This window comes from Photobacterium indicum, assembly GCF_003026215.1.
In the GTDB taxonomy this organism is placed as follows: Bacteria; Pseudomonadota; Gammaproteobacteria; order Enterobacterales; family Vibrionaceae; genus Photobacterium; species Photobacterium indicum.
Window position 1 is genome coordinate 661769 of sequence record NZ_PYOC01000002.1, and the last position, 15532, is coordinate 677300.

At 40.6% G+C, this 15532-nt stretch carries 13 protein-coding genes; 4 read left to right on the forward strand and 9 right to left on the reverse strand.

Annotation, left to right across the window (positions count from 1 at the left end; all coding sequences use genetic code 11):
- Positions 1 to 79: 79 nt before the first annotated feature.
- Positions 80 to 1984, reverse strand: a complete 1905-nt coding sequence (gene htpG, locus C9J47_RS08880; RefSeq protein WP_107253188.1) for a molecular chaperone HtpG — start codon at positions 1982 to 1984, stop codon at positions 80 to 82.
- 191 nt (positions 1985 to 2175) lie between these two features.
- Between htpG and C9J47_RS08885 the strand changes: the two genes are divergently transcribed.
- Both C9J47_RS08885 and C9J47_RS08890 read left to right on the forward strand, forming a co-directional pair.
- Positions 2176 to 3048, forward strand: coding sequence for a winged helix-turn-helix domain-containing protein (locus C9J47_RS08885; protein ID WP_107253189.1), 873 nt, complete (start codon positions 2176 to 2178; stop codon positions 3046 to 3048).
- Positions 3039 to 3587 carry a regulatory protein ToxS gene (locus tag C9J47_RS08890; RefSeq protein WP_107253190.1) on the forward strand — a complete coding sequence of 183 codons (549 nt, stop codon included), beginning with the start codon at positions 3039 to 3041 and terminating at the stop codon, positions 3585 to 3587. Before C9J47_RS08885 ends, C9J47_RS08890 begins: the two co-directional genes overlap by 10 nt.
- A gap of 210 nt (positions 3588 to 3797) precedes the next feature.
- On the opposite strand, the gene C9J47_RS08895 is transcribed toward C9J47_RS08890, so the two are convergent.
- The 6 genes from C9J47_RS08895 to C9J47_RS08920 form a co-directional block, all read right to left on the reverse strand.
- Positions 3798 to 4829: a porin gene (locus C9J47_RS08895; protein ID WP_245903388.1), complete on the reverse strand. Its 1032-nt coding sequence runs from the start codon at positions 4827 to 4829 to the stop codon at positions 3798 to 3800.
- A 528-nt stretch (positions 4830 to 5357) separates the two neighbouring features.
- Positions 5358 to 5960: a recombination mediator RecR gene (recR, locus tag C9J47_RS08900; RefSeq protein ID WP_107241044.1), complete on the reverse strand. Its 603-nt coding sequence runs from the start codon at positions 5958 to 5960 to the stop codon at positions 5358 to 5360.
- Positions 5961 to 5963: 3 nt separating this feature from the next.
- On the reverse strand, positions 5964 to 6293 hold the full coding sequence (locus tag C9J47_RS08905) for a YbaB/EbfC family nucleoid-associated protein (RefSeq protein ID WP_006231083.1): 330 nt from the start codon (positions 6291 to 6293) through the stop codon (positions 5964 to 5966).
- 58 nt (positions 6294 to 6351) lie between these two features.
- Positions 6352 to 8544 carry a DNA polymerase III subunit gamma/tau gene (gene dnaX, locus C9J47_RS08910; RefSeq protein WP_107253192.1) on the reverse strand — a complete coding sequence of 731 codons (2193 nt, stop codon included), beginning with the start codon at positions 8542 to 8544 and terminating at the stop codon, positions 6352 to 6354.
- Positions 8545 to 8708: 164 nt separating this feature from the next.
- Positions 8709 to 9269 (reverse strand): adenine phosphoribosyltransferase, encoded by a 561-nt coding sequence (apt, locus tag C9J47_RS08915; protein WP_107253193.1) that lies wholly within the window; start codon positions 9267 to 9269, stop codon positions 8709 to 8711.
- A gap of 155 nt (positions 9270 to 9424) precedes the next feature.
- Entirely contained in the window at positions 9425 to 9823 is a 399-nt protein-coding gene (locus tag C9J47_RS08920; RefSeq protein ID WP_107253194.1) for a YbaN family protein, read from the reverse strand.
- A 698-nt stretch (positions 9824 to 10521) separates the two neighbouring features.
- Here C9J47_RS08920 and C9J47_RS08925 point away from each other — a divergent pair.
- On the forward strand, positions 10522 to 10884 hold the full coding sequence (locus C9J47_RS08925; protein ID WP_107253195.1) for a conjugal transfer protein TraR: 363 nt from the start codon (positions 10522 to 10524) through the stop codon (positions 10882 to 10884).
- 148 nt (positions 10885 to 11032) lie between these two features.
- Here the strand turns inward: C9J47_RS08925 and C9J47_RS08930 are convergent, their stop codons facing one another.
- The gene (locus C9J47_RS08930; protein WP_107253196.1) at positions 11033 to 11683 is read right to left on the reverse strand and encodes a YccT family protein; all 651 of its coding nucleotides are present in this window, start codon (positions 11681 to 11683) and stop codon (positions 11033 to 11035) included.
- A gap of 178 nt (positions 11684 to 11861) precedes the next feature.
- Positions 11862 to 12827 (reverse strand): porin, encoded by a 966-nt coding sequence (locus C9J47_RS08935; protein ID WP_107253197.1) that lies wholly within the window; start codon positions 12825 to 12827, stop codon positions 11862 to 11864.
- 537 nt (positions 12828 to 13364) lie between these two features.
- Between C9J47_RS08935 and dinG the strand changes: the two genes are divergently transcribed.
- Complete coding sequence (dinG, locus tag C9J47_RS08940; protein WP_107253198.1) at positions 13365 to 15443, forward strand: ATP-dependent DNA helicase DinG; 2079 nt, start codon at positions 13365 to 13367, stop codon at positions 15441 to 15443.
- Positions 15444 to 15532: the final 89 nt, after the last annotated feature.

Here is a 15532-nt window from a genome sequence, read left to right on the forward strand (position 1 = left end):
TATCAGAATACAATTTGATACAAAAACGAAAACAAACAATGCCTGATACTAAGATAATCAGTATCAGGCATAAAAGCGATTAGGCCTTAATCAAAAGCTTGTTCACCGCAGCAACATACTGTGATGGGTCTTCTAATGAACCACGCTCCGCTAACATTGCTTGGCCAAGTAGCAGCTCAATCCAACGACCGAATGTTTCTTCATCCGCTTCGTTCGCCATTTGCTTCACTAAACCATGCTCTGGGTTAATTTCGAAAATGTACTGCACTTCTGGTGCATCATGGCCAGCAGCTGCGAGTAATTTCGCCATCTGCGTGCCCATTTCATTTTCATCTGTGACAACAACCGCTGGTGTATCATGTAGTTTGAACGTTGTACGTACGTCTTTAACGCGAGCACCAAGGTAGCCTTTTGCACGTTCAACAACAGATTTGAATTCTTCTTCTGCTTCTTTTTGCTTTTCTTTATCTTCTTCGTTTTCAAACTTAGAAAGATCAAGATCCGCTTTGGTAATTGCTTGGAACTGCTTACCGTCGAATTCAGGTAATTGGCTCATCAACCATTCATCAATGCGATCGTGCATTAAAATAACTTCTAAGCCTTTCGCGCGGAATTGCTCAAGGTGAGGGCTATTTTTTGCTGCAGTAAAGCTATCAGCCGTTAAGAAATAAATTTTCTCTTGGTCTTCTTTCATACGTGATACGTAATCAGCTAAAGATACTGTTTGATCGGCTGTATCGTTCTCTGTAGAACTAAAGCGAAGTAAATTAGCAATTTTTTCTCGATTAGAGAAATCTTCAGCAGGGCCTTCTTTTAGCACTTGACCAAATTCAGTCCAAAAAGTCTGGTATTTTTCTGCATCGTTCTTTGCCATACGATCCAGCATGCTAAGTGCACGCTTCGTACATGCTTTACGTAGCGCTTGAGTCACCTTGTTATCTTGCAAGATTTCACGAGAAACGTTTAGAGGCAAATCATTTGAATCAATCAAACCACGCATGAAACGTAGGTAGCTTGGCATAAACTGCTGAGCATCATCCATGATAAACACACGCTGAACGTATAGCTTAAGACCATGCTTACTATCGCGATTGTTCATGTCCCACGGGGCTGCAGATGGAACATACAGCAAGCTTGTATAATCTTGCGTACCTTCCACACGGTTGTGGCTCCACGTTAATGGCTCAGCAAAGTCATGAGAAACATGGTTGTAGAATTCTTTATATTCTTCTTCCGTTACTTCTGACTTATTACGTGTCCATAAGGCTTGAGCTTTATTGATTTGCTCCCACTTACTGCCTGTTGGTTTTCCTTCATCATCGTTCTCAGTCACTAAGATATGAACGGGAATGCCGATATGATCAGAATACTTACCGATGATGTCACGTAAACGGTGCTCGTTTAAGAATTCAGTTTCATCATCACGCAAGTGCAGAATAATATCCGTACCGCGTGTTGTTTTGTTGATATCTTCAACGGTGTAGTCGCCTTCACCTTCAGACGTCCAACTTACACCTTTATCTGCAGTTTCACCCGCAGCTCGTGTGTTAACCGTTACTGATTTAGCCACGATAAAAGAAGAATAAAAACCAACACCAAACTGACCAATTAACTGTGAATCTTTTGATTCATCGTTGCTCAATTTAGAAAAGAAGTCTTTTGTACCTGATTTTGCAATCGTACCTAGATGTTCAATAGCATCATCACGATTCATACCAATGCCATTATCGCTAACGGTTAGCGTACCCGCTTCTGCATTGAATGATAATTTCACACCGATATCGGCATCATTTTCAAATAAATCAGGTTGAGACAAAGCACGGAAGCGAAGCTTATCTGCAGCATCCGACGCATTAGAAATCAACTCACGCAAAAAAATCTCTTTATTCGAATATAAAGAATGAATCATCAAATGAAGTAATTGTTTGACTTCAGACTGAAAGCCACGCGTTTCCTTGTTGATATGTGTACCTTGTTCGCTCATCTAGTACTCCGAAACAGTTAGTTTACGTAATTCATTAGATATATATGGTCAAATAATGTATTTTCAACCTAAAATAGGCCTTTTCATACACTTTAGATTTTTTCAGTGTGTGTTTTTATTTTTTTATATTCAGACTGTGTTCAGTACAAATATGATATATAGACGCACGAACTATATATCCGGGGCAAAAAATGCTTAAAATTTCCACCAAATACTTGATCGGGCAACGATTCCTTTTTGACCCTTACGATAACAGCCTGATCGATCAATATGAAAGTGATGAGTTAACACGCCTAGGTAGCAATGAAAGCCGAGCCCTAGGTTTATTAATTGAAGACCCAGGCGCCATCATTACTCGTAACCGCTTACATGATTATGTATGGCGAGAGCAGGGTTTTGAAGTTGATGATTCAAGCTTAACTCAAGCAATCTCAACACTGCGTAAAGCATTAAAAGATTCGACAAAGTCACCAGAGTTTATAAAAACCGTGCCTAAACGCGGTTATCAAATGATCGCTCCTGTTGAAGAATACAATAGCGACACTGATAGTACAGAAACCCCAGTAACAGAAGTCGCGGACAATACAGATTCAATAGATGAAAGCAGCCATCACAAAGATGAACCCCGCCATAATACGGCAGCAACTGCACATGTTAATCATTCATCAGGCAAGGCGACTGTTACTGCTGCTGTGCCAGCACAAAAAAACATGGTATTAGGCTGGGTTGCTCTAGCGCTCGCATGCTTATTACCTCTACTGGTTAACCTTAGTTTTCCACCTAAGTCAGCAGCATTTACACCACTACTAGCTGTAGATGGCATAACCGTATCAACGACAAAGATTCATCCTGTTCTTAGTGATTGGAAACCGATGATTTCAGAGTGCGTAACGACCTATTTAGAAAGTCATAAAGATAAAATTCGCCCCGTCGATATCATTGTAACGGGCGGTCAAAACAACTCAATTTGGTTGAACTATATTCACGACACATCAGTGCCAAATGAAAATGTAACGCTTCGCCTGCTAACAAGCCAAGAGGATAATTCGAAGCTATGCCAATAAAAAACAAATCGACTCAAATGCCCTCTTTTGTCAAACGTTTTTGGCCATTTATGGTCTTGATCATGTCGGGAATCTTTAGCACTTGGCTTTATTATTCAAGTGACTTTAAGTTAGACCAATTGCTGATGTCTCGTGAATGGCAATCGACTACAGTAAGTCGTATTGAAGAAACGCAATTTAATACGCTGGGTATGCTACGTCGCGTAGAGCAAACGAGCCATGTTGTGTATTTACCCAATAAAACGTATTCGCGCATTACACTAATGAAATTATTCAGTAATGAAGAATCGCCATTAACGCTACATATCTCTGAGTCTGGTAACTGGGATATTAGCGGTGGTTACTTATTGACTGAACCTGTGGAATTTAAAGATATTACATCAGGGAAAAATGCAGACTTTAAAAAGCAGCATCTTACTATTGTGAAGAAGATTTTCCGTATGGATGCTCAACAAAGCCGTCGCATTGATATTATCGATCAAAAATCAATGTTGCTAACAAGCTTAACTTACGGTTCAAATATTTTGTATTCACTGTAAGAATAACGGTAACTCTAAAATGATATAAAGACCCTTTTATTCTAAAACCACATCTGATTAGGTGTGGTTTTTTTATGTATGAATTTTTCTGGTGAATAGATAGGGATCTGACTTTAGCTAAAAATACAGTTCCGACTCCTCTATTAATCAAGATCAAATAAGGAGCCACTAGGCTCCTTATTACTGTTCAATCTTTAGCTTATCGCTATCTTAGAATGCGTAACGAGCACCGATCATTGCTTCATCGTCAGCATTATCGCCTACATAAGAAGCATTCTTATTGTCATCAAGAAGTGCAAACTTATAGCTTACGAACGCAGTAAAGTTACCCATATAATGTGCGTACTCAACCCCGATATTATTAATATCGAAGTCTTTAGAATCATCTGCACTTAAATAATTATATGTCGCATTCACATTGCTATTGCCAAAGTTATAACCTAAGTAAGCATCTACCGCATTAAAATCACTTTCATTCAAGCCTGTACCGCCATTGCTGTTTACCGCAGAAAGCTTACCGCCTTGATAAGTCATCGCTACATCAATACCCATATCATTTTGGTATTGTGCAGCAACAATAGCAACATTCGAATCAGCACGTTGGTTACCAACGTTATTGATTTTTTGTTCACTACCAGAGTAGCCCGCACCTACGTTCAGACCGAAGCCTGTGTCGTAGCCTAGCATTGCATTCCAACCTTCGTTGTTAGTTGATGTGGAATCAATGTTGTAGCTTGCTTGGAAGTTTAGGTTGTTTGTCGCATAACCATAACGGATAACGTTTGCCGCGCGGTCAGAAGTAGAAGCATTATACTCGTTGATGCTACCACTGAATGTTTCAGCTTTATCCGTCCAGTCTGTTAAGTAAGTAACAGCATTATCTTGGTGTCCGAAGGTTAAATCACCCATCTTTTTAGATGAGAAACCCGCATACATATAACGAACTTCATTATCACCGCTGTAATCACTATCTTCAGTAATTTCAAACTCTGTAAAACCAAGAACACTTAAGTCATCATTAACAGCATGTTCACCACCAATATTCAAACGAACACGCGAGTTGTTTTCAAAACTATTATCATCACCTAGTGTTTTATTTGCATCTGAAAAGTTAGCACGTACTTCTACACGACCACCAACATCGAGGCTTGTAGTGTCATCTTTGTAAACTGTAGTAGCCATTGCAGATGCACTTGCCATACAAGCACCACTAACAAGGATCGCGATTGTTGTCTTTTTCATGTTCACTCCTAACTGTCAGCGTATTTATTATTAGCCTTACTTGACCAGATACACTTGACGATGTTTTATTAAAATATCCGTAGTAGCCTGATGCTTTCATTTTCCGTCAATGTGTTGTTACACACTCTGACGAGTATTTTGAAACATCTTCCTTAGCTGTAAACTTCATTCCAATGATGGGAGTTATTAAACAATAGATAACAACAACTTATAAAGAAAAACAGACTTAAACATTATTTATATAGTTATCATTAGAAATTAACCTGATATAAAAACTAAACAGAACTACAAAAAACTCAACACCTCAAAATAAACGTTAATCCATTGATCTTTAATGGATTTATATAACAGCACAATAAAGACATCAAAGAAGAGAGAAGCAAGAGGGAAAATGGCTAGTTAAAGGATAATTTTTAAACGGGTAGCAAAAAGACAAAAAAATACCAACCACAGATTATCTCTATGATTGGCATCTATTACGAACTCTGTTCAATTCAATCGAAAGGTCTAATGTACATTGCTAAGCAATTAGTTCAGTTTCTGGCGACCCGCTAATGAATGAGAAAGGGTTGTTCCATCAACAAGTTCTAGTTCACCACCGACCGGTACACCATGTGCAATACGCGTTGCTGGTACACCGTATTCATGGCAAAGCTCGGCAATATAATGCGCTGTTGCCTCACCTTCTACAGTAGGATTCGTCGCCAAAATTAATTCAGCTATCGTTTCTTTTTGTAGGCGGAACTCAAGGGTATCTAAGCCAATATCTGAAGGGCCTATACCATCTAATGGCGATAAGTGACCCATCAATACAAAGTAACGACCAGAAAACTGTCCTGTTGATTCAACCGCAACAATATCAGCAGGGCTTTCTACCACACAGATCTGACCATTTTCCTGACGACGAGGATTCGCACAAACTGCACAAATGTCATCTTCAGTGAATGTACGGCAATCACGACAATGACCAATATCAGTCATTGCGCGATTTAATGCATCAGCAAGCTGTAAACCGCCTTGGCGATTTCGCTGCAACAAATTGAAGGCCATACGCTGCGCCGACTTGGGACCAACCCCAGGTAGACAACGTAAGGCCTCCATTAATTGTTCCAGTAAATGACTGGTTCGCATTGATTAAAATGGCATCTTAAAGCCAGCTGGTAAATTCATACCGCCAGTAACACCTGCCATTTTTTCTTTCTGCGTTTCTTCAACACGACGTGAAGCATCGTTAAATGCCGCAGCAATAAGATCTTCTAACATGTCTTTGTCGTCTTCCATTAAGCTATCATCTAGCTGAACACGACGAACACTGTGATTGCCCGTAATAGTCACTTTTACAAGGCCAGCACCAGACTCTCCAGTAACTTCCATATTTGCGACTTCTTCTTGCATTTTCTGCATGCGCTCTTGCATTTGCTGCGCTTGCTTCATCATGTTACCCATACCACCTTTACCAAACATATTATCTCTCTCTATTGGTCTGGTTGAAATTCATTATGCTCTGTAGCAATTCGCTACATTACAATGGCCGAATACTGTCTTCATCCAACACTGCGGCAAAGCGCTGGCGGATAAAAGTGACATTAGCATCACTCTCTAAACTTTCTTTTGCTTGACCCAGCTTCTGCTGATAGAGCCCTTCACGCCATTCTAATGGCGTCTGGCCTTTACCACTCAGCTCAATCTTTAAATCAATGTCTACACTTTGTAGCTCGCCAATGGCTTGCGCCAGCTGCTCTCGTGCTTTCGGGTTATCTAGGTGACTCTGCGATTGGCGTAAATACAAAGTAACCTGATTGCTATCTTGTTCAAACGCTGAATTTAACGCTAGCTGTTGAACTAACCGTCCTACATTTAGCTTAGTCACTAAATCGGACCAACTATCCTGATTTGCCGCTTCTTTGACAAGTAATTTCGCCATTTCAGGTGTTTTTTCATGCTCTAACGCTTGCTTTAATTTACGCGGGGCAACCTCAAGCTTGGTATCTTCTTCAGGTGCTACCGGTTGCATCGGTTTCCACTGATACTCATCTTTTTTCTCAGGCACATTTGCTTGAGTACCATTTGCATGAGTCGCTATCATCGACGCTGGCATCGCACTGTTAGTTACAGTGTTTCCTGTGGTAGGAACACGCATCCCCGCATGCTTGTTGGCAATACGGTCTAACACATTCGTTGCGACTTTTTTAGCTGGCGCCGGTTCACCCTTTTTTACAGGTTGCTCTTCATTACCACGTTTTGACTGGCTTCGTAACTTGTTACGCGCAGCCAGTAAACCAGAAGCTGCTGAACGTGGTTGTGCTGGCGGTATATTCTGTGGTGCTGCAGACTGCTCTGAATGAGGAGCTTGCTGTTGGTACTGTACAGGTGGCGGTGTCGGATCTTGTCGAGAAGGCTCCTGTGACGTCGGCACTTGCTGATGCTGCTCTGCCGGTACTGTACCCGCTGATTCCTGAATAGAACTTGAAGTAGCGGCTTGTGGCTGCGATCCCATCTGCGCTTTTAATGCTTGAACACGCTGCATACCTTGTTGAGGCGCATTGGGTGCTCTTCCAGACGGCATCGTCGGTGCAACAGCAGGCTCGCTTGCCGGTACATTAATAGATTGAGGTGTAATCCCACTCCCCGATACAGGTCTGAACGCCAACATGCGCAGCAACACCATCTCAAGTCCTATACGACCATCAGGTGCGAACGCTAAATCTTGACGACCTTGCAACGCAATTTGATAACACAGCTGAACATCTTGTGGGGTCATTGCTGAACTAAGCGTAATAATACGATCAGCATCGGGGGCACTCATATCTAATGCTGCCGGTAATGCCTGATGCATGGCAACACGGTGTAATTGTGCGGCTAATTCACGTAGTAAACTATCCCATTCCACACCAACACTCGCGAGTTCTTCAAGCCCACCCATCGCTGTATTCGCTTGACCACCAGAAACAGCCTCTAACAAAAACAATGCTTGATCTGTATTTAACGTACCCAACATCATTGAAACCGAATCAGCATGAACTTGGCCATTACCCAGCGCTATCGCTTGGTCAGTCAAACTTAATGCATCACGCATACTACCTTCGGCAGCACGTGATAATAGGCTTAATGCTTTCGGTTCAAAATCAACATTTTCTTGCGTTAATACGTTAGATAACTGGCTTTGAATCTGATCATTGTCTAAATGCTTTAGATGAAACTGCAAACAACGAGATAAAATCGTCACTGGCAACTTTTGAGGATCAGTGGTTGCGAGAATAAATTTAACGTATTCCGGTGGCTCTTCTAGCGTCTTTAATAAGGCGTTGAAACTATGACGAGATAACATGTGCACTTCATCAATTAAGTACACCTTAAAACGGCCACGTGCAGGCTTATACTGAACGTTATCAAGTAACTCACGCGTATCTTCTACTTTCGTTCTTGATGCCGCATCGATCTCTAATAGATCAACAAAACGTCCCTCATCAATTTCTTTACACGTACCACATTGCCCGCAGGGTGTTGCTGTAACACCCTGTTCGCAGTTAAGCCCTTTGGCAAAAATTCGTGCGATAGTGGTTTTACCCACACCTCGGGTGCCGCTAAATAAATATGCGTGATGAAGACGGTTGTGCGCGAGAGCGTTAGACAGCGCAGTCAATACATGTGACTGCCCTACTACATCACTAAATTGATGCGGTCGCCATTTCCGTGCCAGAACCTGATAACTCATGTCGTATAGCCCTACAAAATCAAGAATTCAATGCTAGCACAGAGAGGGTATTTGAGCGAGAGGGCGCAATGATGAGCGCCCAATCATTAGCCAGATTTAAGTCATTCTGGCTAGAGGAAATAATTAACTATCGTAATCACTGCGTTTAATGATCCAAACAACCATTAATGGCCGTCGAAATCACAAATACTAAATACATTCAGGCCAATGCCTTTTAAACGCTCTGCACCGCCAATGTCTGGCAAATTAATAACAAACGCAGCATCTTCAACCACACCGCCTAAACGACGAACTAGCTTTGTTGTCGCTTCAATTGTACCGCCAGTTGCGAGTAGATCATCAACAAGCAGAACCTTGTCACCTTCTACAATAGCATCGACGTGAATTTCAAGTATGTCTTTGCCGTATTCTAATTCATAGCTTTCAGAAATCACTTCGCGTGGTAATTTACCCGGTTTACGCACTGGCACAAAACCCACACCTAACTCTAATGCTAAAGGAGCACCAAACAGAAAACCACGCGCTTCAGTACCAATGACCTTGGTAATTCCTGTATTGCTGTAACGCTCAATCAGCACCTGCATAGTGGCACGATAAGCTTCAGGATCTTCCATCAGGCTTGTTACATCACGAAATAAGATACCTGGCTTAGGGTAATCAGAAATCGATTTAATACTGTTCTTAATCAACGTTAGTTGTTCGTTATTTACAGTTTCTTTAGTCATAATAATTTTCCACGCACCCAATATACTCTACGAGTTGAATGCTAAAAGCGAAGTAAATGCCAGCGTTGGCAGGCTTAAACAAAAATACCAAACTGAATGATTATCTGCTTAATCAAAGAGAATGGTTCAGTTTGGTATTCTTACAGCCGGCAATTTTATTGCTTTTCTTGAGTTGTAGCAACCGACTCCATTACAGGCAATCGATTAAACCAAATAAGGAGTGTTGCAGCGATCACAATCAGCATCATTTTATGCCAAAGAAGCGGGACGATATAAATTGAAAAAGCAAAGCTAAGCACTATCGAAATATTTGCTCGACGTTTTACAACAGTAGAGACAGCACGATGTTGGTGCCAATTGTTTAAAAGGGGACCAAAATGAGGATGCAGATGTAGCCAACGACTTAAACGCGGCGAACCTCGCATGAAACAGGCACTCGCTAACAATAGAAATGGCGTAGTGGGTAATAAAGGCAGAAAGATACCGATAACACCGAGTACGACACAAATCCAACCTATCGTTATCAGCAATGTCCGTTTAATCAAATCCCTCATTATCTACTCCAGAGTTCGACATTTTTTGATTCTATACCCAATTATACCAATTCCATTAATTATCTGACCATTCAGAACACTACTGGGAGTCAAGTTCAAGGATAGCGGTTGATAGAAGAGTGGTTCTCTTTTAAGATCGCTAGACACAGAAGTTGGCTTCCAGTGGTGTTCCCTTTGGGCGAGTTTATTGGGTTGTAGGCAAGTAACAAAAAACGCAGCCTAAAATTATAGATAATAAGACGAGATAAGAGAGAAGAAAAAAAATATCGGTTATAAGGGCGTGATAACCATTTGTACAACACGCAACAACGAGATGCATATTTCTTAACTCTTGTACAAATGGCTGGCACAATATTAACGCGTAAACATACCAATTAATGTTAAACTTGCTGGTAAAGTCGGAATTAATAATACTGCTAAAAAACCAACAAAATAGGTGAAATTGTATGGGTCTTTAAAATCCTGTTCCATTTTGTACTTCCTTCTTCGACTATTTTGAGCGACTGATAAAATTTCGATTCGAAGCTTCTTTGAACTCCATTTATTGTTTGGCCACTATAGCGAATAAAGAAAGTGACAAAAACCGAAGGAAAATGAGGGTATTCGAGCAAAGAGTCATAAAGGTTTGATTCAAATCACAATCAAAGAATAAAAGCGATCTAGACTGAATTCACCACCACTAAGAAAATAAAGCAGCTATGACAACGTCAGACATTATTTACCAAGAACTGCAAAGTAACTTAGAGCAAGAGCATCTGATGCTCTCAAAAGATCTCAAACATGAAATGCAGCTCAATACATTAGTACCATCAGCATTAGCTATTGAGAATGCCGATCTTAATAACCTGATCATGATGGCAAAATCCTCTTTTATTCCTAACTTGTTTGATCTGGCTATTCGAATGGAAAAAGTGGATGCAGCGGTATACTCAATAAAGTTAGGCATGTATGGCTTATGTGTCGATTGCGAAGAAGAAATTGAGGAATCAGAGCTAAAAGCTGATCCTGCACAACCGCGCTGCCATGCTTGTCGTGATCATAGCCGTTATCATCATGACTAGGCTTTGCATAGCAAATTCCAACCTAAACAAGAAAAAGGCAACAAACAAGAAAAGGGCAACGAATCTTTTTAGACCCCTCGCCCTCATCTTGTTAACGGCTTAAAAGCAAAGTACGTATAAAGGACTCGTACTCCTGCCCTATTAACTATTAGTTAAAATCATGCTCTGCAGCCCAGATCTTAAATGCTTTCTTTTCTTTGGCTGATGCCTTGGTATACCACATTTTTAGCTGAGTTAAAGAATCACCAGTAATTTCAATTTTTCCTGCCTCATCGACCTTCACTGCGACTTGCTCTAAATCAACAGCATAACCTTGCTCAAATACAATGCCATGCTTACTGTTGTACTTAGCAACTAACTCTTCCATATTACTGTAAGAACCAAAACCATCACCTTTCAGCTCTACCGTTTTAAGCGCTTCTTTTGTGCCATCGGTATATTCTAGAGTCCAATCTGCACCGCGATCAAAGTAAGCCTTGGTTTGTGAAAGTGTCGTCAAGGTTGGCAAGACAATTTTGGCATCTTTATCTGCGACATTAATATCAAACAAATAAGGGCGTGTGGTGTAAATTGTATTTTTTGATCCATTTTTCACTTCACCATCAAAGCGAATAACGACTTGGTGTTTACCATCGGCCAGTTCCACACTTTCAGTGGGTGACCAATAAGACGATTCCACCTTCTTACCATCAATCACTAGCAACTCAATATTCTTACTGGTCGACAGGGTTGCAGCCTGCACCCCTGCGGTTGCCAATGTCATAATTGCCAACGATGTTAAAAGCGCAAATCTTTTCATGTTAAATCCTTTCGTAAAACGGCAAATAATATACCCATTCATTTTGCCACTATTCTGTAATGACACGCTACATAGCATTAGAGAGTAAATCACGAGAAACAAAATGAATGCGGTGTAGATAGCAGAAAGCCGCCAAAATGGCGGCTTTCTTAAGAAGTTTTCTTAGATTGAATCAATCTTAGAAAGTTACTTCCATACCAGCTACGTAACCGAACTCAGAATCTTTTTCATCTGAAGTACCGATTTCGCCGTATACTTTCACATTGCTGTGAAGCTGCTGAGTAACGTTCGCGTAGAATACGTTAACATCATCATTCTCAGGTGCCCAGTATGTGTAACCTAGAGCGAAAGTTGTTTTGTCCATAGTGTATGAACCAGCTAGAGCTGCAGTATCTGCATCAACTTTCTTTGTATTATCTGAAGCTAGCTCATAATCAACTTGACCGAAAGAAGCAGAGAATGCGAATGCATCCATTACATATTCAGCTTCAAGGTTGTAACCGTCAATGTTGATAGCTTGTGCTTTTTTGTCTGCATCTTTAAAGATATCAAACTTATCAGAGCTTACGTCATCACCAGAGTATAGGTAAACACGTGCATCGAAGTTACCGAAACGCGCACCTAAACGACCGTCATATACTGTTGTTTCATCACCATTGTCTTTGCCATCTTCTTGAAGAAGCGCAGATACACCAGCGTAGAATTGACCATTGTCAAATACATACTTGATAACTTGATCGCCATCCGCCTGAACGAAATCGATACCGTCACCACCTAGCTCGTAATCTTTACCAATGCCTGAATCATCAGCAATTAAGTATTGACGACCGAAAGTAAGTGTACCGAAATCACCACCAACACCAACCCATAACTCGTCACTTGTTACTTCTTGATCTTCAAATTTAAACGCGATACCAGCAACAGCGTTCATTTGGTCAGAAACAGCAATTGTTGTATTAACTGCTAGGTCACCATCATCCAAACGGATTTTAGACTTGCTATCTGCTGCATAACCTTGGAAGTACTGAACTTCAGCCGCACCAGACATATCGACTTTAACGCCGTCTGCATCATATAAGTTGATGCCTGCATTTGCTGAACCAGCTGCAGTTAGAACTGCTAGTGCTACAAGAGTCTTTTTCATGATAATCCACTGCCTTTTATTATTTAGAGTGAAATTCCGTTTAAAGAATTCCTTTTCTTATATTCCCTCGGCTAACTCTCTGTTTGAAATGTAAACAGAAAAAGTAAACCAAGAGCGAGTAACTTGTTGAGCTCATCCTGACAGAGTTTCATTCTACGTGTCAAATACTCTAAATAAAAAAACAAAAAACATAAAACCCATTAAAAAACAAATACATGAATATAAAAAGACCACATGATGACCGCTAATTGCAATAAAACCCACCAGATCAACCTAATTTCCAAACCACAATAAACAGGATAAAACACTGAAATAATGATTATTACGCACCAAAACAAGACCTTTAATATTATAAAACACCGGTTTTTATAGTTTTTTTATTCTGCTTTGGTATATTTAGATAACTGTTTTATAAGGTTCAATCTAATTTCGTGATATCCGTCGCACTTTATTTATAAAATATACAGAAATTAGTCTCCGCTCACATTTAGAGCTTCGTGCTATAATGCCCTTCCTTACCATTATGAAGTTTCAGAGATGTTACACAGTCAGATTAAAAGTGATATCAAACAATGCTATGAGAACCTGGGAAACCAGCTGGATAACTTTATCCCTCGTCGTGCACAGAACTACCTTGTAGCTGAAATTGCTAAAACACTGGCTGGTGAATATCATCAGAAACACCGAATGTTGGTGGGTGAAGCAGGTACAGGAATTGGTAAGTCACTTGCTTACTTGCTTGGAGGGATCCCCTTTGCACTTTTCAATAATAAGAAGTTACTGATTTCGACCGCAACAGTGGCATTACAAGAACAATTAATTAACAAAGATTTGCCATTGTTTAATCGTATTTACCCAAAAGAATTCAGCTTCATTCTGGCTAAAGGGCGTCAACGCTATTGCTGCAACCACAAATTAGAAGCTTGTTGTGCCACAAATAACGACCAACAAGTAGCATTATGGGAAGAAAAACCTAAAAAGTCGGATTTAGATCTTTTAAGAAGAATGCTTAAAGCCACTCAAGACGGTAAATGGGATGGTGATCGCGACAGTTGGCCGACAACCATTCCAGATCGTGTCTGGCCACAAATAATGGCAGATAAACACAGCTGCCATGCTGGTTTACCCCAGCACCGTAGTTGTCCATTTGCGAAAGCGAGAGAACACTTAGACAAAGCCGATGTCATTATTGCTAACCATGCTTTGCTAATGGCAGATATTGAATTAGGTGGTGGGGTGATTTTGCCCGAACCAGAGCAAACCATTTATGTGATTGATGAAGCGCACCACTTACCGAAGGTCGCGCGAGACTTCTCTTCAGCGGCATCAAGCTTAAAAGGTGCTGCGACTTGGTTAGAAAAGTTAAATCAAACTATTGGTAAACTAGCAGAGCTGGCCGAATACAAAAAAGCAGCTCGCTTCCAAGATGCTATCTTAGAAAATATTCAGCACCTTATTCCAACATTACGGCAAGTAGCCAACAATGTTGATGCCGGTATGTTCAGTAAAGACGGTATCTACCGTTTTGAACACGGTGAATTACCAGCATGGTTAGAACAAGAAGCAAAAGGCTGCAAAGATGCCAGTAAAAAAGCCTTACAATCATTAGGTAAGATACACGACTTAATTTCTGAACGTGTGAAAGATAACGAAATCCAACAACGTTTAGGTGAACAAGCCCTTGCTGAATCAGGTGTTTATCTACAACGTTTAGAAAATCTAGAAAAAGTATGGGCATTGATGGCACAGCCAAAAAAAGATAAAGGTGCCCCACTCGCACGCTGGATAGAAAAGAACCCTGATAACGAAGGGGACTATATTATTCAGGTTTCACCACTTGAAGTCGGTTACCGTTTAGATCAGTTATTATGGAGCCGTGCAGCAGGTGCCATTTTGGTCTCAGCAACGCTGCGTGCTTTAAACCAATTTACTTACTTTTGTCGTCAAGTGGGGATCTATGAAATGGACAGCACGCGCTTTTTAGCCCTTGCTTCACCGTTTGATTATCAAAATAACGCTCGCTTAGTTATTCCAGCATTATCCCTTGAACCTCAGGCAGATAAATTCACCGATCTATTAATCAAAATATTGCCAGAATATTTAGAAGGTGAAACCGCCAGTCTCGTGCTCTTTTCATCATACTGGCAGATGAATAAAGTTGCCGATGAATTACGCCCACTAGCCAAGAAAAACAAATGGGAATTATTGGTACAAGGTGAGGAATCACGCCACATAACTCTAAAAAAACATAAAGATAATTGTAAAAACGGTAAGTCAAGCATTTTATTTGGTACCGGAAGCTTCTCTGAAGGACTTGATTTACCAGGCGATTTATTAAAAAACCTGATAATCACAAAAATCCCTTTCGGTGTACCGACCTCACCAGTAGAAGAAGCCCATGCGGAATATATTGAAAGCTGTGGTGGTAATCCGTTTATGCAAATTTCAGTGCCAGAAGCCAGTAAAAAGCTAATTCAATCTGTGGGTAGATTACTTCGCAAAGAAGAAGACACTGGTCGAGTCGTACTGCTTGATCGTAGAATAATAAACCGTCGTTACGGTAAAGCCTTATTGGATTCACTACCGCCATTTAAACGCGTTATAGAATACAGCTAATACATTCTAGGTAAGTTGTTTTGGTGCTAAATTTATTCGCCCAGTATTTATCACTGTGGTGGTTATTCTTGCTGGTAAACTTGCTTGGC

Coding starts and splice junctions, on each gene's coding strand:
- htpG (WP_107253188.1), bottom strand. CDS start 1,984: ATGAGCGAACAAGGTACACATATCAACAAGGAAACGCGTGGCTTTCAG.
- C9J47_RS08885 (WP_107253189.1), top strand. CDS start 2,176: ATGCTTAAAATTTCCACCAAATACTTGATCGGGCAACGATTCCTTTTT.
- C9J47_RS08890 (WP_107253190.1), top strand. CDS start 3,039: ATGCCAATAAAAAACAAATCGACTCAAATGCCCTCTTTTGTCAAACGT.
- C9J47_RS08895 (WP_245903388.1), bottom strand. CDS start 4,829: ATGAAAAAGACAACAATCGCGATCCTTGTTAGTGGTGCTTGTATGGCA.
- recR (WP_107241044.1), bottom strand. CDS start 5,960: ATGCGAACCAGTCATTTACTGGAACAATTAATGGAGGCCTTACGTTGT.
- C9J47_RS08905 (WP_006231083.1), bottom strand. CDS start 6,293: ATGTTTGGTAAAGGTGGTATGGGTAACATGATGAAGCAAGCGCAGCAA.
- dnaX (WP_107253192.1), bottom strand. CDS start 8,544: ATGAGTTATCAGGTTCTGGCACGGAAATGGCGACCGCATCAATTTAGT.
- apt (WP_107253193.1), bottom strand. CDS start 9,269: ATGACTAAAGAAACTGTAAATAACGAACAACTAACGTTGATTAAGAAC.
- C9J47_RS08920 (WP_107253194.1), bottom strand. CDS start 9,823: ATGAGGGATTTGATTAAACGGACATTGCTGATAACGATAGGTTGGATT.
- C9J47_RS08925 (WP_107253195.1), top strand. CDS start 10,522: ATGACAACGTCAGACATTATTTACCAAGAACTGCAAAGTAACTTAGAG.
- C9J47_RS08930 (WP_107253196.1), bottom strand. CDS start 11,683: ATGAAAAGATTTGCGCTTTTAACATCGTTGGCAATTATGACATTGGCA.
- C9J47_RS08935 (WP_107253197.1), bottom strand. CDS start 12,827: ATGAAAAAGACTCTTGTAGCACTAGCAGTTCTAACTGCAGCTGGTTCA.
- dinG (WP_107253198.1), top strand. CDS start 13,365: ATGTTACACAGTCAGATTAAAAGTGATATCAAACAATGCTATGAGAAC.